The sequence below is a fragment of the Alloyangia mangrovi genome, from assembly GCF_002300555.2.
GTDB lineage: Bacteria > Pseudomonadota > Alphaproteobacteria > Rhodobacterales > Rhodobacteraceae > Salipiger > Salipiger mangrovi.
This window is the reverse complement of sequence record NZ_NTHN02000054.1, coordinates 20866-40214: the sequence shown is the minus strand read 5'-3', so window position 1 is coordinate 40214 and position 19349 is coordinate 20866. Positions and strand designations below refer to the sequence as shown.

Annotated in this window: 20 protein-coding genes; 11 read left to right on the top strand and 9 right to left on the bottom strand. The window is 69.5% G+C overall.

Annotated elements, in window-relative coordinates:
* From CLG85_RS21965 to CLG85_RS21935, 7 genes are all read right to left on the bottom strand, one after another.
* Window positions 1-807: hypothetical protein (locus CLG85_RS21965; protein WP_260350011.1), on the bottom strand; the 807-nt coding region annotated here is incomplete at its 3' end.
* A complete protein-coding gene (locus tag CLG85_RS21960; RefSeq protein ID WP_095884138.1) occupies window positions 804-1187 on the bottom strand; it encodes a VOC family protein in 384 nt (127 codons plus the stop codon). The genes CLG85_RS21960 and CLG85_RS21965, both read right to left, overlap by 4 nt.
* 39 nt (window positions 1188-1226) lie before the next feature.
* A complete protein-coding gene (locus CLG85_RS21955; RefSeq protein ID WP_095884139.1) occupies window positions 1227-2609 on the bottom strand; it encodes an ABC transporter substrate-binding protein in 1383 nt (460 codons plus the stop codon).
* Complete coding sequence (locus CLG85_RS21950; RefSeq protein WP_095884140.1) at window positions 2606-3442, bottom strand: ABC transporter permease; 837 nt, start codon at window positions 3440-3442, stop codon at window positions 2606-2608. Before CLG85_RS21950 ends, CLG85_RS21955 begins: the two co-directional genes overlap by 4 nt.
* Window positions 3443-3454: 12 nt before the next feature.
* Window positions 3455-4465 carry an ABC transporter permease gene (locus tag CLG85_RS21945; protein WP_095884141.1) on the bottom strand — a complete coding sequence of 337 codons (1011 nt, stop codon included), beginning with the start codon at window positions 4463-4465 and terminating at the stop codon, window positions 3455-3457.
* An 81-nt stretch (window positions 4466-4546) separates the two neighbouring features.
* Window positions 4547-6121, bottom strand: a complete 1575-nt coding sequence (locus tag CLG85_RS21940; RefSeq protein WP_095884142.1) for an ABC transporter substrate-binding protein — start codon at window positions 6119-6121, stop codon at window positions 4547-4549.
* Window positions 6122-6322: 201 nt separating this feature from the next.
* Entirely contained in the window at window positions 6323-7186 is an 864-nt protein-coding gene (locus tag CLG85_RS21935; RefSeq protein WP_260350010.1) for a sulfurtransferase, read from the bottom strand.
* Window positions 7187-7297: 111 nt separating this feature from the next.
* Here CLG85_RS21935 and CLG85_RS21930 point away from each other — a divergent pair, with 111 nt between their 5' ends.
* Genes CLG85_RS21930 through CLG85_RS21900 form a run of 7 tightly spaced genes read left to right on the top strand, consistent with a single transcriptional unit; the run spans window position 7298 to window position 14727 of the window.
* On the top strand, window positions 7298-9085 hold the full coding sequence (locus CLG85_RS21930) for an ABC transporter ATP-binding protein (protein ID WP_260350009.1): 1788 nt from the start codon (window positions 7298-7300) through the stop codon (window positions 9083-9085).
* A 38-nt stretch (window positions 9086-9123) separates the two neighbouring features.
* Complete coding sequence (locus CLG85_RS21925) at window positions 9124-9798, top strand: aspartate/glutamate racemase family protein (RefSeq protein ID WP_260350008.1); 675 nt, start codon at window positions 9124-9126, stop codon at window positions 9796-9798.
* Between the two features lies 1 nt (window position 9799).
* Window positions 9800-11194 (top strand): dihydroorotase, encoded by a 1395-nt coding sequence (locus CLG85_RS21920; protein WP_260350007.1) that lies wholly within the window; start codon window positions 9800-9802, stop codon window positions 11192-11194.
* Entirely contained in the window at window positions 11191-12117 is a 927-nt protein-coding gene (locus CLG85_RS21915; protein ID WP_260350006.1) for a dihydrodipicolinate synthase family protein, read from the top strand. Before CLG85_RS21920 ends, CLG85_RS21915 begins: the two co-directional genes overlap by 4 nt.
* Window positions 12117-12866 (top strand): SDR family oxidoreductase, encoded by a 750-nt coding sequence (locus CLG85_RS21910; RefSeq protein ID WP_260350005.1) that lies wholly within the window; start codon window positions 12117-12119, stop codon window positions 12864-12866. Before CLG85_RS21915 ends, CLG85_RS21910 begins: the two co-directional genes overlap by 1 nt.
* Window positions 12866-14032 carry a MalY/PatB family protein gene (locus tag CLG85_RS21905; protein ID WP_095884229.1) on the top strand — a complete coding sequence of 389 codons (1167 nt, stop codon included), beginning with the start codon at window positions 12866-12868 and terminating at the stop codon, window positions 14030-14032. The genes CLG85_RS21910 and CLG85_RS21905 overlap by 1 nt, the downstream gene beginning before the upstream one ends.
* Window positions 14029-14727 carry a GntR family transcriptional regulator gene (locus CLG85_RS21900; protein ID WP_095884230.1) on the top strand — a complete coding sequence of 233 codons (699 nt, stop codon included), beginning with the start codon at window positions 14029-14031 and terminating at the stop codon, window positions 14725-14727. The genes CLG85_RS21905 and CLG85_RS21900 overlap by 4 nt, the downstream gene beginning before the upstream one ends.
* An 18-nt stretch (window positions 14728-14745) precedes the next feature.
* Here CLG85_RS21900 and CLG85_RS21895 read toward each other — a convergent pair whose 3' ends face one another.
* Both CLG85_RS21895 and CLG85_RS21890 read right to left on the bottom strand, forming a co-directional pair.
* Window positions 14746-15237, bottom strand: coding sequence for a MaoC family dehydratase (locus CLG85_RS21895; RefSeq protein WP_224918110.1), 492 nt, complete (start codon window positions 15235-15237; stop codon window positions 14746-14748).
* Window positions 15238-15434: 197 nt separating this feature from the next.
* Window positions 15435-15605: a hypothetical protein gene (locus CLG85_RS21890; RefSeq protein ID WP_176476732.1), complete on the bottom strand. Its 171-nt coding sequence runs from the start codon at window positions 15603-15605 to the stop codon at window positions 15435-15437.
* A 262-nt stretch (window positions 15606-15867) separates the two neighbouring features.
* Here CLG85_RS21890 and lysM point away from each other — a divergent pair, with 262 nt between their 5' ends.
* The 4 genes from lysM to CLG85_RS21870 all read left to right on the top strand — a co-directional run bounded on the left by lysM (window position 15868) and on the right by CLG85_RS21870 (window position 19338).
* A complete protein-coding gene (gene lysM / locus CLG85_RS21885) occupies window positions 15868-16287 on the top strand; it encodes a peptidoglycan-binding protein LysM (protein WP_095884231.1) in 420 nt (139 codons plus the stop codon).
* A gap of 188 nt (window positions 16288-16475) precedes the next feature.
* Entirely contained in the window at window positions 16476-16958 is a 483-nt protein-coding gene (locus CLG85_RS21880) for a CYTH domain-containing protein (protein WP_095884235.1), read from the top strand.
* A gap of 194 nt (window positions 16959-17152) precedes the next feature.
* Window positions 17153-18046, top strand: a complete 894-nt coding sequence (locus CLG85_RS21875; RefSeq protein WP_141244756.1) for a transferrin-binding protein-like solute binding protein — start codon at window positions 17153-17155, stop codon at window positions 18044-18046.
* Between the two features lie 2 nt (window positions 18047-18048).
* Window positions 18049-19338 (top strand): surface lipoprotein assembly modifier, encoded by a 1290-nt coding sequence (locus CLG85_RS21870; RefSeq protein ID WP_260350004.1) that lies wholly within the window; start codon window positions 18049-18051, stop codon window positions 19336-19338.
* Window positions 19339-19349 lie beyond the last annotated feature (11 nt).

The following is a 19349-nucleotide window of genomic DNA, read 5'->3' as shown; positions in this document are numbered from 1 at the left end:
CCAGCGGCGCGGATCCTGTGCGGCGCGGGCGGCGATCTCGGTCGGCGGCAGTGCGGCGAGCGTGACGGCGTCACGGGCCTCCTGCAGCCAGTCGGCGGCAACCGGAAGCGCGGCGGCCTCGGGAAGCGACAGCGCCCGCCCCTCGGCCACCGAGAGCGCCCAGAGACCGGGCTCGACCCACATGTCGGCGCAGGGATCGGAGCGCCCGTCCAGCGCCGCGGCACGCTCGGGCGCGGGCAGCGGCAGCAAGGCATGGGCGCGCAGGTCCGGGTGCAGGCGGATGCTCTCGAGCGCGCCGCTCTCGCAGAGGATCAGCAGCCGTGCCTCGGGTGCCCCGGCGAGCCAAACCATCGCCTCCTGAACCAGCGCCGAAGGCTCCGGCTCGCGCTCGAGCCCGTCGAGGATCAGCAGCACCGGGCCGCTCTCCGCCTGCGCCGCGGCCAGCGTCGCCCTGCCCTGCCCCGGAGCGGAGACAAGCGGAAGAGGCACACCTGCCTCCCAGACCTGTGGGAGCGACAGGCCCTCCGGGTTGCGGATCGCCGGGCGGCAGAGCGCCCCGGGGATCGGCGCGGGGTCTTCTGCGCGCTGGCTTTTCAGCGCGCCCAAGAGACACCGCGCCAGCGTGGTCTTGCCGCCGCCGCGCGGCGCATGCAGCAGCTGCGCGCGGTGCACCGAGACCATCTCGGAGGCGGTGAACTGCACCGCCACCTCGGGCTCAGCGCCCTCGGCGAAGACCCGCAGCCCCTTGGCGGCGCGGTCCTCATGAGTGAAGTCCACAAGGCGCGGCAGGATCGGCAGCTCGGTCATTTGAACAGCTTCGCCACGTCCGGGTTGTGGAAGCGCTGGATCTCGATGGCGTAGCCCGCCGGGTCCTCGAAGAAGAAATGCTCGCAATAGGTGCCGCGCAGGATCTCCGAGAGCCCCGCCACGCCGACCTCGGTCATCTTCGCATGCCAGCCCGCCACGTCCTCCGAGACCACGGTGAGCAGCGTCGCGCTTTGCGGCTGGTGCTTGAGGTGGCCCTTGTTGCCGTCGACGATGCCGAAATAGGCGTTGCCAGCGATGCGGTAGATCCGCGCCAGCCCCTGGTCGAGCACCAGCTCGAAGCCCAGAACCTCCTCGTAGAAGGGGGCCACGGCATGGATATCCTCGTAGTAGTAGAAGGTGATCGCGCATTCCTTGAGCATGATCGGCTCCTTGCTGTCTGATGGTCGGGAGGGCGGCGCTCAGGTGATGCGCAGGATGCCCTTGTGATCGAGGCTCAGCCCCTGCAGCGCGGGAACATGCGTAAGGCAGAGCACGGGGTGGAAGAGATAGGCCCAGGGCGGCGCCGCCTGCAGTCGGCGCAGCAGCGCGCCATAGGCGTCGGCGCGGGCGGCGGTGTCGGTCAGGTGCCGCGCGGCATCGAAGCCGGCGTCGACCTCAGGGTCGCGCACCCCCTGCCACCAGACCGCGCGGCTGAGACCGGAGATCTTGTCGTCGAGCACCCGGAAGCTGCTGTGCGGCGAGCTGTCGAAGATGGCGGCGTCCCCCATGCGCTTCTCGCCGATGTCGCGGGCGTATTGCGGGCGGTCCTCGGCGATCTCGATCCGGGTCTCGAAGCCAATGGCGTCCCAGGCCTTGGCCATGAAGTCGGCGATCTCCGGCGCGCGTTCGGGCATGTAGGTCGGGCTGCGCAGCACCACCTCGCGCGGTCCCTGCGACTGCGCCAGCAGGCGGCGCGCCTCCTCGGGGTCGAAACGCAGCGGTGCAAGGCGGGCCTCGGCATGGCCGAAGTGCCAGGGGCTGACGATGGTATCCGCGGGGAGCGCGAGCCCGCCCATGACCTCGGCAACCAGCCGGGTACGGTCGATCGCAAGATTGGCCGCTAGCCGCGCCTGCGGATCGGCAAAGGCGCCTCCGAAACCGTTCATGTAGGCCATGACCGACAGCGTGCTGGTCTGCTCCTGCCAGCCGAAGCCTTCAAGGCCGTGGCGCGGGGTCTCGAGCCGTTCCATGTGGGTCGCGGCCTGCACCTCGTTCGCCGTCAGCGCAGCGAGCCGGTCCTCGGCCAGCGGCATGGCCACGAAGCGCAGCCTGCGCCCGTCGCCGCGGCGGTGCAGCAGCACCTCGCGGCCCGGGGTGAAAGCTTCGACCCGCCACGGCCCGGTGCCGATCACCGGACGGCCCTCGGCATCCATCTTCGGCAGGTAGAACTCCGACAGGATCTCGGGCAGGTCGGGGAAGGGTTTCGGCGTTTCGATGGTCAGCAACTGTCCCTCGGCGGAGATCTCCGCACCTTCGAGGTAGCGCGCATAGGACCAGGGCATGCCGAACATGTCGCGCGACTCCAGCATGCGCGAAATGAACTCCGCCGCCTGCGCGGCACGGACCGGGGTGCCGTCGTGAAAGACCTTGCCCGGGCGGATGGAGAGGCTCCAGCGGCAGCCGGTCTCATCCAGCGCCCAGTCCGCGAAGAGTCCGGGGCGGATCTCGCCGTCCTGCCAGCGCAGCATCGGCTCGAGCACCAGCGACTTCAGCGTCAGCACGCTGCAATCGTCGGTCACCCGGTCGGGCGGCAGGAAGTCGATCTTCTCCAACGCGATGGTCGGGACGGAAGGAAGGCTCATCCGATCTGGCTCCGGCGGCGGGGGTTGAACCAATCGGCCAGCGCATCGCCGATCAGGTTGAAGGAGAGCACCGCCAGCAGGATGGCGAAGCCCGGGCCGAGCGCGGTCCAGGGGCTGGAGCGGGCAAAGGCAAGGTTGGCCGAGACATCGGCGCCCCATTCCGGCATCGGCGGCTGCGCCCCGAGGCCGAGAAAGCCGAGGCTGGCGGTCTGCAGGATGGCGCTGCCGACGTTGAGCGAGGCCTGCACCAGCAGCGGGCCGATCGCGTTGACCAGCACGTAGCGCAGCAAGATCCGGCGCTGAGGCAGGCCAAGCGCATGGGCCGCGTCGACATAAAGCCGCGACGAGACCGCCAGTGCCTGGCTGCGCGCCACCCGGGCGAACTGCGGCGCCATGGTGATGGCGACGGCGATCATGGCGTTCTCGAGGCTCGGACCGAAGGCGGCGGCGAGCGCGATCGCCAGCACCAGCGCCGGAAAGGACAGCATGGCATCGACGATCCGCATGATCACCGTATCGAGCCAGCCGCCGGCAAAGCCCGCGAGCACACCAAAGAACACCCCGATCACGAAGGCGATGCCGACCACGACGATGCCGATGGCCAGCGTGTAGCGCCCGCCATGCACCAGCCGCGAGAGCATGTCGCGCCCGAAGCTGTCGGTGCCCAGCCAGTGCCCCGGCCCCGGCGGCAGCAGCTTGGCGCCCATGTCGATGGCGGTCGGCGATTGCACCAGCAGCGGCCCGACGAGCACCGCCAGAAGCAGCGCCCCTAGGATGCCCGCGCCGACCATGGCGAGCGTGTTGCGGCGAAGGAAGTGGATCAGCTCTGTCATGGCGTTGCCCCGTCAGCGCATCTTGCGGCGGACGCGCGGGTCCAGCACGGCATAGAGAATATCGACCAGCAGCGAGGTCAGCATGAAGAGCAGCGCGAACACCAGCGTCGCGCCCTGGATCACCGGGTAGTCGCGGTTGCGGATCGCCTCGAACATGAAGCGCCCGATGCCGGGCCAGCTGAAGATCGTCTCGGTCAGGATCGCGCCGCCCAGCATCTCGGCGAACTTGAGCCCGACCACGGTGATCGCCGGCAAGAGCGAGGTGCGCAGCGCGTGGCCATAGATCACCTCGCGGCGGCTCAGCCCCTTGGCACGGGCGGTGCGCACGTAATCCTCGCCCAGCGTTTCGAGCATGGTGGCGCGCACGAAGCGGCCGAGCGTCGCGGCAAGAAAGGCGGCAAGCACGGTGACCGGCAGGATCATGTGCAGCAGCGCGCTCCGCACCGCGCCCTCCTCGCCCGAGAGCCAGCCGTCGATGAGCGCAAAGCCGGTGACATTGTCGACGAAGAGATAGCTCGACATCCGGCCCGAGACCGGCAGCCATCCGAGCCAGGTGGCGAAGATCAGCTGCAGCAGCAGCGCCAGCAGGAAGGCGGGCATCGACACGCCGGTCAGCGACAGGATGCGCACGCCGTGATCGAAACCCGAGTTGGGCCGGGTCGCCGAAAGCACCCCGATCGGCGTGCCGACGAGGATGGCGACCAGCACCGCGGCAATGGAAATCTCCAACGTCGCCGGAAGGCGCAGCAGGATCTCGCTCAGCACCGGCTGCCCCGACTTCAGCGACACGCCGAGATCGCCCTGCGCCAGACCCGCCACGTAGTGCCAGAGCTGCAGCAGCGCCGGCTCGTCGAGGTTGAGCTGGGCGCGCAGCGCGGCGATCTGGCTGTCGGTGGCGCCGGGGCCAAGCAGGGTGATGGCCGGGTCGCCGGGGATCATCCGCACCAGCGAGAACACGATCACCAGCACCAGTGCGAGAACGGGGATGAGCGACAGCAGGCGCCGCACGAGGAAGGCAAACATCGGTGGGTCCGGTCAGAGAGGGGGGCCCCGGCCCGGACGGGAGCGGTCCGGGCCGGGGCCAGCGTCAGGAGACGGCGAAGATCAGTTCTTCGACACGCTCCAGTACTCGTTGAGCGGCGGCGCGCTGTTGACCACCAGGCCATCGACGTTCGAACGGGCGAAGACGATCAGCTTGGGGCTGAAGAGATAGGCGCCCGGCACCTCTTCCACGATCTCCTTCTGGATCTCGGAGTAGAGCGCCTTGCGCGTGTCCATGTCGGCCTCGCCCTGCGCTTCGAGGATCTTGGCGTCGAGCTCGGCGTTTTCCGGCATGCGGAAGGTCATCGCGCTGTCCTTCAGCGACGAGAGGTAGCCGATGGTCACATGTGCGTCGGGGTCGTTGTACCAGGGCTGGCGGCCGTCGAGCGCCATCTGCCACTCGCCCGCCACGTGCAGCGCGCGGTAGGAGGGGAACTCGGTCTGCGCGATCTCGACGTCAACGCCGATCTCGGCAAGGTTGGCCTGCACGAAGGTCGCCACCGCACCCCAGAGCGCACCCTGGAAGCTGTAGAGCTTGACCGACAGGTCCGCCGGATCGACGCCGGCCTCCTCGAGCAGCGCCTTGGCACCCTCGGGGTCGTACTTCGGCGCGAGATCCTTCACCGCCGGATCGAAGGCCCAGCTGTTCGAGGTGAGCGGGCCGTAGACGCGCTCGGCGGTGCCGTCGAAGACACCCGAGAGCAGCCCGTCATTATCGATCGCCATGGCGATGGCGCGGCGCACGCGCACGTCGGTGAACGGGCCCTCGGTCAGCGAATTGTTGAACTCGAGCTGGCGGATGATCTGCGACGGGCTCTCGAGGATCTGGATCTCGGGGTTGCCGGCAAAGGCCGCCATCTCCTCGGAGGGCACCGCAGAAAGCTGTCCCGCCTGCTGGATGATGTCGACGCCGCCGTTTTCGAGCTCGAGCCGCCGGGTCGAGGCCTCGGGGATGATGGTGTAGATCAGCCGCTCGAGCTTCGGCGCGCCGCGGAAGTAGTCGGCGTTGGCGTCGAGCACGACGCGGGTGTCGGCCTGGTAGGCGCGGAACTTGAACGGACCGGTACCGACCGGGTTGGTGGCGAAGTCATCGCCGAACTTCTCGACCGCGGCCGGGCTGACGATCGCCGATTGCGGCTGCGCGAGGATCGACAGGAAGGCGGGATAGGGCCGCGACAGGATGAAGACGACCTCGGTTTCCGAGGGGGTCTCGATGCTTTCGATCAGGCCCAGCGTCGCCTCGACATAGGGGTTCATCCCGGCAGTGCGCTCGATCGAGAATTTCACCGCCTCGGCGTTGAAGGGCGTGCCGTCATGGAAGGTGACGCCGTCGCGCAGGGTGAAATCGAAGGTCTTGCCGTCCTCGGACACGGTCCAGCCGGTCGCGAGGCGCCCTTCGAGTTCCGAAAACTCCGGGGCCTTCCACGCCACCAGCGTGTCGAAGACGTTGAGGATGATCTCGGAGCCAATCGGCTCGGCCTTGTTGATCCCCGGCTCGAGCCCGGCGGGATCGGAGGGCACCGCGATCACCAGCGTCGAGGCTTCCTGCGCCGCGAGCCCCTGGGCGGTGAGCGGCACCGTCCCCAGCGCCAGCGCCGCGCCGGAGAGGACCCCGAACAATCTGCGCGTCAGTTTCATCTTTCGCTCCTGTGTTGGATCGGGCCGCGGCCCTTGTTGCGCGACCGAGTCGCGAGTTGCCGTCGGAGTTTGCGACTCTGATATATCACGTGCAATATTTCTTTTGCGACATGATCCCGATTTCCGCCATTTCCACCCCTCGATTCACAGAGCGCCCATAGATTGGGCAGCGGGGCGAAGCGCTGCGGAAAATGTCACGCGTCAGGGAAACGGCCCCCGCGTCACCGGCCGCCCGGTATCGCCGACGTACTGCGACCAGGAGCCCGGGTACATCGCCGCCTCGACCCCGATGGAGGCCAGCGCGAGCACCGTAACCGCTGCCGACATTCCCGCCCCGCAATAGACTCCGACCGGCCTTTCGCCGGTGGCGCCGAGCCCGCGGTACATCTCGGCCAGCGTGGCGCCATTGGTCAGCGGACCCTCGTCGGTGAAGTTGTCCGGTGCCGGGGCGCTCAGCGCGCCGGGGATGTGACCGCGCTTCGGATCGCCGCCCTCCCGCGGGCCGCCGATGTAGTTGGGCCGGATCCGCGCATCAAGAAGAACGCCCTCCGAGGCCAGCGCCAGCGCGCCCTCCGCATCCAACTCCGGCATCTGTCCCGGAGTGAGGATTACATCGCTTTCCTCATGTTTTTCAGCCTGGTCCTGCGTCTCGAAACCGGCCTTTACCCAGGCATCGAGCCCGCCGTCCAGCACCCGCACATCACCGATCCCGGCCCATCGCAGCACCCACCACGCCCGCGCCGCGGTCATCGCGCGCTCGGCATCATAGAGCACCACGGTGCGTCCCCTGATGACCCCCCAGCCCCGCGCCGCCGCCTGCAGCGCCTCGATCCGCGGCAGCGGACGCTGGCCCAGCTCGGGCGCGGCGGGGGCGGCGAAATCGGCGTAGGCCTCGGCATCGACGGCGCCGGGGATCCACCGTCCGTTGCGTGACGAGACCCCGGTATAGGGGTTCACCGATTGCACCGCGATCACCACCGGAGGCGTCTCGCCATGCAGCATCACGTGCAGCTCCTGCGGGGTCAGCAGCACCTTGCGGCGCGTTTCGGCATCGGGTGTCGGCATGATCTGGCTCCGGCTCATCCGCTCACTCTGATATATCAGTTAGTACATTTATATTTGACACCATAGATCGGATCGGCTGTAAATCCCCCATCACCTCCCGACGGATTCCGTATGTCCCTTCTCTCCGTATTGAACCTCACCACCCAGTTCCGCACGCCGCAGGGCTGGCGCAGCGTGGTCGAGGACGTCAGCTTCGACGTCGCCGCCGGGCAAACGCTGGCCGTGGTCGGCGAGTCGGGCTCGGGCAAGAGCGTAACCGCGCTCTCGGTCATGGGGCTGCTGCCCGAGGGCCTGGCCCGCGCCAGCGGCTCAATCCGTTTCGAGGACAAGGAGCTGCTGACCCTGCCCGAGCGGCAGATGGAGCGGATCCGCGGCAATGACATCGCGATGATCTTCCAGGAGCCGATGACCTCGCTGAACCCGGTGCTCAGCGTCGGTCGGCAGATCGCCGAGCCACTGGTGCGCCACCACGGCCTGTCGCGCCGCGCCGCCATGGCCGAGGCCATGCGGCTGATGGACCGGGTGCGCATCCCCGCCGCCGCGCGCCGCGCCTCGGAATACCCGCACGAGATGTCCGGGGGCATGCTGCAGCGGGTGATGATCGCCACCGCGCTGGCCTGCGCGCCGCGGCTGCTTATCGCCGACGAGCCGACCACCGCGCTCGACGTGACCATCCAGGCGCAGATCCTCGAGCTCATCAAGGAGCTGCAGGACGAGGACGGCATGGGCGTGCTCTTCATCACCCACGACATGGGCGTGGTCGCCGAGATCGCCGAGCGCACCGTGGTCATGTACCGCTCGAAGCTGCTCGAGGCGGGCGCGACCGAGCATGTCTTTGCCGCGCCGCGCACCGACTACACCCGCCGCCTGCTCGCCGCCGCGCCGCGGCTCGGCGATCTGGGTGGCAGCCCCCTGCCCCGGCCCTACCCCGAGGAGGGCGCTTCCCTGCCCCCGGCCATCGACACCGTGCGGCGCAATGCACCGCCGCTGCTCGAGGTGCGCGACCTGGTCACCCGCTTCGACCTGCGCCGCGGCCTCCTTGGGCGCGTCCATGCCCGCGTCCACGCGGTGCAGAAGGTCTCCTTCGACGTCTATCCCGGCGAGACCCTGGCGCTGGTCGGTGAATCCGGCTGCGGCAAGTCCACCACCGGCCGCTCGGTGCTGCGCCTGACCGAGCCGACCTCGGGCAGCATCCGCTTCGCCGGGCAGGATCTCCGGTCCCTGCCCCGCGCCGCGCTGGTGCGCGAGCGGCAGGCGATGCAGATGATCTTCCAGGACCCGTTCAGCTCGCTCAACCCCCGCATGCGGGTCGGCGAGGCCATCGCCGAGCCGATGATCGTGCACGGGGTGCTGAAGCGCGAGGAGGCCCCGGTCGAGGTCGCCCGCCTGCTGACCCGCGTCGGGCTGGACCCGGCGATGGCGGACCGCTGGCCGCATGAATTCTCGGGGGGTCAGCGCCAGCGCATCTCGATCGCCCGCGCGCTTGGGCTGAAACCGCGGCTGATCGTGGCGGACGAGAGCGTCTCGGCGCTCGACGTGACGATCAAGGCGCAGGTGGTGAACCTGATGATGGAGCTGCAGGCCGACCTCGGCCTGTCCTATCTCTTCATCAGCCACGACATGGCGGTGGTCGAGCGGATCAGCCACCGCGTCGCGGTCATGCTCTCGGGCGAGATCGTCGAGATCGGCCCGCGCGCGCGCATCTTCGCCGACCCGCAGCACCCCTATACCCGGCACCTGCTCTCGGCGGTGCCCGAGCCCGACCCCGCCCGCCGGCTGACCCGCCGGGTGATCGAGGCGACCGAGCTCAAGAGCCCGATCCGGCTGCCCGACTTCGTGCCTCCCGTCCGCAGCTACGCCGAGGTCGCACCCGGCCACCTCGTCCTGCAGGGCGCCTGAGCCCCTCCCCCCTCCGATAGCCCCTCCGAAAGACCCCCATGTCCCGCATCCTCGTCCTCAACCCCAACAGCTCCGAGGCGATCACCGCCTCGATCTCGGCCTGCCTCGCGCCGCAGCGCCGGCTGACCCGGCACGAGATCTGCTGCACCGAGCTGGCGGACGCCCCCGCCGGGATCGAGAGCGACGCCGATGTCGCCCGCGTGGTGCCGATGGTGCAGACCCGCACCGCTACCGCCGGGGCCGACGCCACCGTCATCGCCTGCTTTTCCGATCCCGGGGTCGCGCGCACCCGCGCCGCCCTGCCGGGCCGCCCGGTGATCGGCATCGCCGAGGCCGCCTATTACGCCGCCCTGCAACTCGCCCCGCGCTTCGGGGTGATCTCGCTCGGCCCCTCCTCCATCGCCCGCCATGCCGCGCGGATCGACGAGCTGGGACTGGGCGCGCGTCTTGCCGGGGACCGCGAGATCTCGATGAGTGTCGCCGAGGGCAACCGCCCGGAAAGTCTTGCCAAGATCCGCGCCACCGCCGAGGCCCTGCGCGACCGCGACGGCGCCGGGGTGATCATCCTCGGCTGCGCCGGAATGGGTCTGCACCGCGCCGCGCTGCAGACCGCGATCGGCCTGCCGGTGATCGACCCGGTCCAGGCCGCCGTCGCCGCCGCCGTCGCCGCGCTCGATCTCGACTATTACGCATTTGCAAAGACCGGAGCCTGACATGGCCGACAGGACTGACATCGATCTTCTCCTCCGCGGCACGATCGTCACGCCCGAGGCCACGCTAGAGCATGGCTGGATCGCGGTTGCCGGCGGCCGCATCGCCGCACTCGGACAGGGCGCCGACGCCCCCGCCGCCGCCCGCACCGTCGACCATGGCGACGCGCTGATCCTGCCCGGCGTGGTCGACGGCCAGACCCATGCCACCAGCGCCAAGGGCATGGCCGGCATCGCCGAGACCACCCGCGGCGCGCTCGCCGGCGGGGTGACCACGCTCGTCGACATGCCCTATGACAACCCGCTGCCGCTCGACCGCCCCGAGCGGCTGGCCGAGAAGACCGCCGCCATCGCCGAGCACGCCCATGCCGACATGGCGCTCTACGGCACCGCCACCCGCGAGACCCGCACCAAGGAGATGCGGGCGCTGATCGAGGGCGGGGTCTGCGCTTTCAAGATCTCCTCGTTTGAAAGCAGCCCGACCCGCTTCCCGCGCATCGGCGCCGATCTCATGCTCGACATGATGGAGGTACTGGCCGCCACCGACCTGCCGCTCGGCCTGCACAACGAGGATCAGGAGATCGTTCGCGCCCGCATGGCCGAGGCCCGCGCCGCCGGGCGCGACGGCATCGAAGCCCACGCCGAGGCACGCCCCATGGCCGCCGAACTCGCGGCAACCGCCCAGTTCCTCGCGCTGGCGCAGGCCAGCGGCGCCCATGCCCACCCGGTGCATCTCACCGGGGCCGAGGGGTTCGCGCAGGTCGCCGCCTTCGCCGGGCTCGGCGCCCGGGTCACCGGCGAGACCTGCGTGCATTACCTCTGCCTCGACGCGGCGGCGGACGGCGAACGGCTCGGCGCGCGGATGAAGGTGAACCCGCCGATCCGCGCCGGCCGGGTCGAGGGGCTCTGGCAGGCCATCGAGGCAGGTCAGGTCGCCTTCACCTCCTCGGACCATTCGAGCTGGCCAATCGACAACAAGCTGACCGCCTCGATCTTCGACGCGGGTGCCGGTGTGCCGGGGCTGCAGACACTGCTGCCGCTCTTCTACACGCTGGCCGAGGCGCGCGGGCTCGACGCCGCGCGGCTCGCCGCCGAGCAGCTCTGCACCCGCCCGGCCCGCTTCTTCGGGCTCGACGGCAAGGGCGCCATCGCCCCGGGCCGCGACGCCGATTTCGCCGTGCTCGAAAAGGGCGCCTTCCCCTACGACGAGGCCAGCGCGCGGGACGGGCTGAAGTGGTCCCCCTTCCACGGTGACACGTTCAGCGTGCGCGTCGCCGCAACCTACCTGCGCGGCGCCCCGGTCTGGGATGGCGCGGAAATTCTCAACACCCCCGGCAGCGGCCGCTACGTGGCGCGCGGCGCTTCCGGCTGGTTCGCCGATCAAGGACACGTCCAATGACCCTGCTCACCTCTGACGCCAAGGGCGTCTACGTCATCTCTGTCACCCCCTTCACCAATCAGGGCGAAATCGACTGGGACAGCCTCGACCGGGTGGTCGATTTCTACTTCGAGAAGGGCGCCGACGGGCTCACCATCCTTGGCATGATGGGCGAGGCGCCGAAACTGACCCAGGCCGAGAGCCGCGCCGTCGCCGAGCGCGTCATCAAGCGCGCCGCCGGCAAGCCCGTGGTGGTCGGCGTCTCGGCCCCCGGCCTTGCCGCCATCGGCGAGCTCGGCAAGGCGGTGATGGACATGGGCGCCGCAGGCTGCATGGTCACCACCCCCGGCAGCCTCAAGACCGACCCGCAGATCCACGGCTATTTCGCGCAGGTCGCCCGCACCCTCGGGGACGATGTGCCCCTCGTGCTGCAGGACTTCCCGCTGGCCACGGGCGTGCAGATCTCCGACGAGGTGCTGGGGCGGATCATCGACGACATCCCGCAGGTGGTCATGCTCAAGCACGAGGACTGGCCGGGTCTCGCCAAGATCAGCAAGCTGCGCCGCGCCGAAGCCGAGGGCCGGCGGCGGATCTCGATCCTCTGCGGCAACGGCGGGGTCTTCCTGCCCGAAGAGGTGGCGCGCGGCGCCGATGGCGCAATGACCGGCTTCGGTTTTCCCGAGATGCTGGCAGAGGTTGTGCAGCGCGCTGCCGCAGGAGATATGGATCGGGCGCAGGACATCTTCGACGCCTACCTGCCGCTGGTGCGCTACGAGCAACAGCCGGGCGCGGGGCTGGCGGTACGCAAATACGTGCTGGCAAAACGCGGGGCCATAGGCTCGGCGGCGCTGCGCGCACCGGGAGCGGGGCTCGCCCCCGAGGCCATCGCCGAGGTCGAGCGCCTGCTCGCCCGGCAAGAGAAACGACTGAAGGAGCTGAACTGATGGATCTGGGACTGAACGGCAAGACGGCGCTGGTACTCGGCGCGAGCCGTGGGCTCGGCGCGGCAAGCGCCACGCTTCTGGCCGCCGAGGGCGCGCATGTGATCGCCGCCTCGCGCAGCGGCGAGGCCCCCGCCGAGGGCATGGAAGGGCTGAAGCTCGACCTCGTGGATGCGGCCAGCGTCGAAGCGCTGATCGCGCGGCTCGCCGAGCAGCCGGTCGACATCCTGGTGAACAACTGCGGCGGCCCCGCCGCGGGTCCCGCCAAGGGCCAGAGCAGCGCCGCTTGGGCCGCCGCCTTCGAGGCCATGGCCGCCCCGATCTTCGCCATTACCGACGCCGCCCTGCCCGGCATGATTGCCAAGGGTTGGGGCCGCGTGGTCACCATCGGCTCCTCGGGCATCGTCCAGCCGATCCCGGGCCTTGCGCTGTCGAACGGCGTGCGCGGCGCGGTGGCGGGCTGGTCCAAGACGCTCGCCGAGGAAGTCGCCCCGCACGGCGTGACCGTGAACATGGTGCTGCCGGGCCGCATCGCGACCGACCGCCTCTCGCAGCTCGACGGCATCAAGGCCGACAAGTCCGGCGCCTCGCTCGAGGCCGTGCAGGAGGCCAGCCGCAAGACCATCCCCGCGGGCCGTTACGGCGCACCGGAAGAGTTCGGCGCCATGGTCACCTTCCTCTGCTCGCAGCAGGCCGCCTATGTCACCGGCTCGATGATCCGAGTCGACGGCGGGATGATCCGGGGGCTCTGATGACGAGGCTGACAGCGCCCGACCGGCGCGGCACCGACAGCAACAAGTGGCGCCGCTACCCGGCGGACGTGCTGCCGCTCTGGGTCGCCGACATGGATTTCGCCGCCGACCCGCGCATCGCCGAGGCGATCCGGGCGCGGCTCGACCATGGCGTGCTCGGCTACGGCCGGGCCACGGACGAACAGCGCGAGGTGCTGGTCCGGGCGATGCTGCGCGACCACGGCTGGAAGATCGAGCCCGAGTGGCTGGTCTTCCTGCCCGGGGTCGAGGGCGGCTTCAACATGGCGCTGTCAGCCTTCACCTCTCCCGGCGGCGGCGTGCTGGAAGAGCTTCCGGTCTATGCCCCCCTGCGCGCCGCCCCCGGCCATTGGGGCCTGACGCTCAACGCGATCTGGCAGCGCCCCGAGACCGGGCGCTGGACCAGCGACGCCACCGAGCTGGAAGCGGCCGCACGCGCCTCCGACGCGCTGCTGCTGTGCAATCCGCAGAACCCCACGGGCCGGGTCTACACCCGCGCCGAGCTGGAGTTCCGCGCCGAGCTCTGCCTGCGCCACGACATGGTGCTGATCTCCGACGAGATCCATTGCGGCCTCGTGCTGGACGGGCGCCACCACATCCCCGCCGCCTCGCTCTCGCCCGAGATCGCCGCGCGCTCGGTGACGCTGATGGCTGCCTCCAAGACATGGAACGTGCCGGGGCTGAAGACCGCCTTCGCCATTATCCCCGACGCCGCGATGCGCACCCGCTTCGAGGCCTCGAAACGCGGCATGGTCGACAGCGTCAACGTGCTCGGGCTTGCCGGGATGAGCGCGGCCTACGCGCTCTGCACCGACTGGCGCGACGCAGCCCGCGCGCGCCTCGCCGCCAACCGTGACCTTCTGGCCGCGCGGCTGCCCGAGCTCTTCCCCGGCGCCGCGATGCTTCCCGCCGAGGCCGGCTTCCTCGCCTGGATCGACTTCCGCGCGCTCAAGCTGCCGGTGCCGGCGGCGGAGTTCTTCCTCGACCGCGCCCGCGTGGCGCTGAGCGGCGGCACCGACTTTGGGTCAGGTCTGGAAGGCTGGGCCCGGCTCAACTACGGTTGCACGCCAGAGGTGCTGGAGGAGGCGCTGCAGCGCATGGCACGGGCCCTGCGCGATCGCGGCGCAGAGAAAACGGAGCAGGCATGACGAAACTGCAAAAGCCCGCTGGCGAGCGCGCCAAGGCGCCCTCGCTGACCGATCAGGCCTATGCCCGGCTGCGCGAAGAGATCATCACCTGCACGCTGCGCCCCGGCACGGACATCGGCGAGCAGGAACTGGCGGCGCGGCTCTCGATGAGCAAGACGCCGGTGCGCGAGGCGCTGGCCCGGCTCACCCTAGAGGGGCTGGTCGAGGCCTTCCCGCGACGCGGCTACCGGGTGACCCCGGTCACCGTGAAGGACATCACCGACATCTTCACCGTGCGCAAGGCGCTCGAAGGCGTGGCCGCCGAGCTGGCCGCGCTGCGCATGAGCGACGCGGAACTCGACGAGCTCGAGGCGCTGTCGCACCAGACCTACGGGCAGGACAAGAGCCTGCCGGTGCTGGAGTTCGTCGCCGCCAACAACCGCTTTCACGCCGCGATCGCGCTTGGCGCCCGGGTCCCCCGGCTGCATGCGCTGATCACCGGCTATCTCGAGGAATGCACCCGGCTCTTCCACATGGGCGCGACGATCCGCGACGTCACCCCCGAGACCGAGGAAGACCACAGCCGCATCGTCGCCGCCCTGCGCGCCCGCGACGGCGCGGCGGCACGCGAGGCGATCAGCCTGCACACCGAGAACACCCGCCGCGGCCTGCTGAGCGCTCTCATCACCGACGAGAATTCGCCCCTCGAACTCTGAGCGTGCCGCGCTCCGGGCTCAGCCCTGCGCGCGGGCGAACATCACCACGCGCGAGACCAGCCGCTGCCGGGTCTCGCCGCTCTGGTTCAGCGTCAGCGTCTCGATCGTCACCATCGCCCGCCCGGGGCGCGAGCGCGACGGCGTGATCTCGGTCACCGTGCTTTCCGTGTGAAGGATGTCATCGGCCCGCGTCGGTTTCGGCCAGGTGACTTCTACCCCGGCACCGATCAGCCCCTCGGCCACCGGCACCGCCGAGACGAAGAGCTTCATGGTCAGCGCCGCCGTGTGCCAGCCGCTGGCGGCAAGCCCGCCGAACAGGCTGCCTTCGGCGGCGGCCTCGTCGAGGTGGAAGGGCTGGGGGTCATACTGCGCGGCAAAGGCCTTGATCTGATCGGCATCGAGCGCATGCTCGCCGCTGACGAAGCGGTCGCCCACGGCGATATCCTCGAGATAGAGGCTGCGGGGCGCGGCCATGCCGCTGTCTGCTGTCGGTGTGGTTTGCTCGGTCATCTGCTCGGTCACATCCTGGGTCTATCCGCCTGCGCGCCCGCCATCCGCGGGCGCTGCACCATATGACGGATAGGCCCTGCCGAGGTCCAGCCTGCAGCCGCCAGGACCATGCCGCCCCGGCGGCACGGCCATGCGCCTGTGGCCCGACCGCTCTGCGCCGACCCCTGCTGGCCAGGGCCCCGCGCCGACCCGCGGTTTCAGTGCTTGCGGACTATGCGCTTCTCGGCCCAGGGCGGCGCGATCTTCATCTCCCGGTTGATCGGGAGGTTGACGTAATATTCCATGTCGCCGTAGCGGCGGTCGTAGGTGCCCCAGTCGCAGACGTACTCGACGCGATACCCAGCCATTTTCAGGAGTCCGTTGACCATTTTCTTTCTCCTTTCGACCTGCCTCACCGGACATCGGATGATCCCGGTGGCGTGAGATCACCTTAGGCCGGCACGCGCGGCGCGGGGAGACCCGCGGCGGGATGGCAAGGCGTGGCGGATGGGTGCGGCACTCTCCGAAGGGATAGGCGCCCTCCCCCGGCAGGCCAACTCCCGCCACCCGGAATCTTTCCGGTGGCTGGCACGCGGCGGCTGAGCGACACTGCCGCCATTCAACCCAACACATTTAACGGGAGATTCCGGCATGGGACTTTTCAGCTTCCTCAAGGGCAAGGGCAAGAAGCTCGGCACTGAAGCGACACCGGCCAAGGCCGAGCTCGAGGCCGAACTCGACACGCTCGGGCTCGACAAGAGCGGCGTCGAGATCGAGGTCGAGCCGGACAGCTCCAAGGTGAAGATCAAGGGCCAGCCCAAGGACCAGGAAACCCGCGAGAAGATGATCCTCGCCGTCGGCAATATCGAGGGCGTGGCCGAGGTCGAGGATGAGGCCGAAGGCCCTTCCCCGACATTCCACGAGGTCAAGGAAGGCGAGAACCTGTGGAAGATCGCCGAGGCGACGCTGGGCGACGGGTCGCGCTACACCGAGATCTTCGAGGCCAACAAGCCGATGCTCAGCGACCCGGACAAGATCTACCCCGGGCAGGTGCTGCGTATCCCCGCCTGATCGCGCCCACCGGATTCGGGCCTGCCGCGTGCCGAAGCCGCCATGCCGGCGCGATTTTCGGCACGCGACCGCCCATCCACCGGGCAGGCACCGTGCTTTCGCCCGGTTCCCCGGGCGGGGCATAGCGCCACCTTGCCTTTTCGGCTTGCCCCGGTGACAGTGACCCGGTCAGGAATGGCGGAGTGGTCATGGCACGCGAAATCGAACGAAAGTTCCTGGTCGCATCCGAAGGCTGGCGCTTCGCGGTCGTCACGCGGGTCGAACTCCGCGACGGGATCATCGCCTTCCGTGACGGGCGCAAGGTCAGGCTGCGGTTCTACGGCGACAGCCATGTCACCCTCAGCATCAAGGGCCCGCGCACCGGCATGTCGCGCGACGAGTTCGAATATCCCATCCCCCTCGAGGACGGCCGGGCGCTGCTGGCGCGGCATTGCGAGGGCCCGCCGATCTGCAAGACCCGCCACCACGTCGAGCACGACGGGCAGCGCTGGACGGTCGACGAGTACCACGGCGCGCTCGTCGGCACGCTGATCGCCGAGATCGAACTGCCCTCCGAAGAGACCGAGTTCACCCGCCCGGCATGGCTCGGGGCCGAGGTGACCTACGACCGGAGCTACCGGCAATCGGCGCTGCTGCAGCGGCACCGGACCACCCTCGCGGACAGCGCCTGAGGCGGAAACCTTTGCAGATCGCTGGCTTATGTGCTTCCCTTACGGGGCGAGTCCGCGAGTCGCGCTTGATTTTTATAGACTTCTTTGCCTCTCCCGCTGCTCGTGGAACATTTGTGACCCCAGCCCGGCGCTCCTGTGCCGCGCCCAAGCAAGCAAGAACCAATTTCGTCGTGTTTTTTTGATCGTGAGGAATTATGAAGTACGTTTTAGTCGGTACAGCCGCGTTGGCGCTCCTGGCAGCCTGCAGCGACGGCAAGACCAGCGCCCGCAGCAGCTCGTCGAGCGCCATCACCCCACTCACCGATATGACCTCCCCCGAAGACGGCACCTACCGCGCCAACGGCATGGCCGTCTCCTCGGGCTACACCACCGATGCGGCGGGCAACGTGCTCGCCTTCGGCACGCCCGAGACCGAGAGCGACATTACCGCAGACATGACCTACGAGGGCGGCGAGCTGAGCGCCGTGACGCTGACCACCAGCAAGGGCACGGTCAGCCTCTCCACCGCTGGCGGCGACAGTTTCGACGTCAGCACTGTGCTCAACGGCATCCTTGCCACAAGTGCTGATGGCGATGTCATGCTGGTGGCCGCGGACCCCACGAAGGGCGGCTACAGTTACCAGAGCTTCGGCGCCTGGCAATCCGGGCTCAACGGCACCTCGCGTGTCGCCGGGGCCGGATCGATCGGCGTGCGCACCTCGGAGAGCCAGATGCCGACCTCGGGCACGGCCAGCTACTACGGCGACAGCCTTGGCCATGTGATCACCGGCGACAAGGTGGAGATGACCACCTCCTACATCGCGGTGGACACCGATTTCGACACGGTCGAGGTCTACAGCAGCGACACCGTCACCGCCGACCCGGTCACCGGGGCGATCACCGGCGACCGCTCCGATCTCGACTTCTACACCGCCGGCAGCGTCAGCGGCACCGGCTTTGGCGCGGACATCGACACCGGCGTGCTGACCGGCTCGGTCAATGGGCAGTTCTACGGCGACAACGCGCAGGAGGTGGGCGGCACCTTCTCGGGCAGCACCGCCGACAGCACCTACTTCGGCGCCTTCGGCGCGGTCGACAGCAGCCGCTGACCATGCCCCGCCCGTCACGGGCCCTGGCCACCGCGCTCGCGCTTGCCGCGATGTCGCCGGTGGCCGGGGCACCCGGGGCGCAGGCCCAGCAGGCCGCTGTCCCTGCCCCCGTCTCCCCCGCCCCCGCCTCCCCTGCCCCGACCCAGATGGAGGCCCGTTTCCAGCAGGCCATGTCCGCCCTCTCCAGTGGCCGGCCCGAGGCCGCCGTGCGCCTGCTGCGCGGCTTGCTTGCCGTCGATCCCGGCCTGCTGCGCGTGCGGCTCGAGCTGGCGCGCGCGCTCTTCGAGGCCGGCGAATATGCCCAATCGCGCGAGCAGTTCCGCATCGTTCTCTCCAGCCCCGACCTGCCCCCGGCGGTGCGCGCCAACGTGCTGCGCTTCCTGCGCGCCATCGACGAGCGGCAGGGGCTGCGCAGCCGCTTCTCCTTTGCACTGCGCGCCCCCGAGGGCGCCGGACGCAGCTACGACAGCGACGAGATCGAGGTCCGATCCGTCAACGGCCCCGCGGTCCTGACGATGGACCGCGACGAGGCGCCGCTCACCGGGCTCGAGCTTTCGGGCGCGATCCGCAAGCAATGGCCGCTGCACGCGCGCCGAGGCGGTGCCCGGCTGACCGGCTACCTGCAGGCCGAGGGCGATCTCTACCAGACCTCCGGCAGCGACTGGGACGAGTTCGGCACCGATCTCAGCGCCGGCCTGCAGCTCACATGGCCGCAGACCACCGCCTGGGCCGAGGCCATCGCCGGGACCGACTACTTCGGCGGCGAAAAAGTCGAGGACCGTCTCGGCATAGGTGCCGGCGTCAGCTGGCGCACGGCCTCGGGTCTCACCACCACGCTCGAGGCCGAATGGCACGACGTCGACCTCGAGCGCTATCCGGGTATCGACGTGCAGCGCGCCAGCGCCAAGCTCACGGTGATCCGCCCGCTGCGCGGCCGCGCCCAGATCGGCGGCAGCCTGTCGCTGCAGCACCAGGAGGCGGAGCGCGACGACCTCTCCTACGACTACGCCGAGCTGCGCCTCGCCGGCCGGGTCGAGGTGGGCGGCGGCTTCCTGCTGGAGCCTTCCGCCTATGCCGCCGCCTACGACCAGATCGGCGCGAACCCGATCCTCGGCGAAGCCCGCCACGAGACCGAATACGGGCTCGAGCTGCGCATCGACAAGACCGACACCTTCCTCTTCAGCAGGCTCACCCCCTACGTGCAGATCGAAGCAGCGCGGCGCGAAAGCCCCTTCGACGCCTACAGCTACCGCGACCTGCGGCTCAGCGCCGGGCTGACCAGCGCCTTCTGAGCGCGGCCCTC

Coding starts and splice junctions, on each gene's coding strand:
- lysM (WP_095884231.1), top strand. CDS start 15,868: ATGGGACTTTTCAGCTTCCTCAAGGGCAAGGGCAAGAAGCTCGGCACT.
- CLG85_RS21920 (WP_260350007.1), top strand. CDS start 9,800: ATGGCCGACAGGACTGACATCGATCTTCTCCTCCGCGGCACGATCGTC.
- CLG85_RS21900 (WP_095884230.1), top strand. CDS start 14,029: ATGACGAAACTGCAAAAGCCCGCTGGCGAGCGCGCCAAGGCGCCCTCG.
- CLG85_RS21930 (WP_260350009.1), top strand. CDS start 7,298: ATGTCCCTTCTCTCCGTATTGAACCTCACCACCCAGTTCCGCACGCCG.
- CLG85_RS21905 (WP_095884229.1), top strand. CDS start 12,866: ATGACGAGGCTGACAGCGCCCGACCGGCGCGGCACCGACAGCAACAAG.
- CLG85_RS21880 (WP_095884235.1), top strand. CDS start 16,476: ATGGCACGCGAAATCGAACGAAAGTTCCTGGTCGCATCCGAAGGCTGG.
- CLG85_RS21915 (WP_260350006.1), top strand. CDS start 11,191: ATGACCCTGCTCACCTCTGACGCCAAGGGCGTCTACGTCATCTCTGTC.
- CLG85_RS21945 (WP_095884141.1), bottom strand. CDS start 4,465: ATGTTTGCCTTCCTCGTGCGGCGCCTGCTGTCGCTCATCCCCGTTCTC.
- CLG85_RS21955 (WP_095884139.1), bottom strand. CDS start 2,609: ATGAGCCTTCCTTCCGTCCCGACCATCGCGTTGGAGAAGATCGACTTC.
- CLG85_RS21935 (WP_260350010.1), bottom strand. CDS start 7,186: ATGCCGACACCCGATGCCGAAACGCGCCGCAAGGTGCTGCTGACCCCG.
- CLG85_RS21950 (WP_095884140.1), bottom strand. CDS start 3,442: ATGACAGAGCTGATCCACTTCCTTCGCCGCAACACGCTCGCCATGGTC.
- CLG85_RS21895 (WP_224918110.1), bottom strand. CDS start 15,237: ATGACCGAGCAAACCACACCGACAGCAGACAGCGGCATGGCCGCGCCC.
- CLG85_RS21875 (WP_141244756.1), top strand. CDS start 17,153: ATGAAGTACGTTTTAGTCGGTACAGCCGCGTTGGCGCTCCTGGCAGCC.
- CLG85_RS21925 (WP_260350008.1), top strand. CDS start 9,124: ATGTCCCGCATCCTCGTCCTCAACCCCAACAGCTCCGAGGCGATCACC.
- CLG85_RS21960 (WP_095884138.1), bottom strand. CDS start 1,187: ATGCTCAAGGAATGCGCGATCACCTTCTACTACTACGAGGATATCCAT.
- CLG85_RS21940 (WP_095884142.1), bottom strand. CDS start 6,121: ATGAAACTGACGCGCAGATTGTTCGGGGTCCTCTCCGGCGCGGCGCTG.
- CLG85_RS21910 (WP_260350005.1), top strand. CDS start 12,117: ATGGATCTGGGACTGAACGGCAAGACGGCGCTGGTACTCGGCGCGAGC.
- CLG85_RS21890 (WP_176476732.1), bottom strand. CDS start 15,605: ATGGTCAACGGACTCCTGAAAATGGCTGGGTATCGCGTCGAGTACGTC.
- CLG85_RS21870 (WP_260350004.1), top strand. CDS start 18,049: ATGCCCCGCCCGTCACGGGCCCTGGCCACCGCGCTCGCGCTTGCCGCG.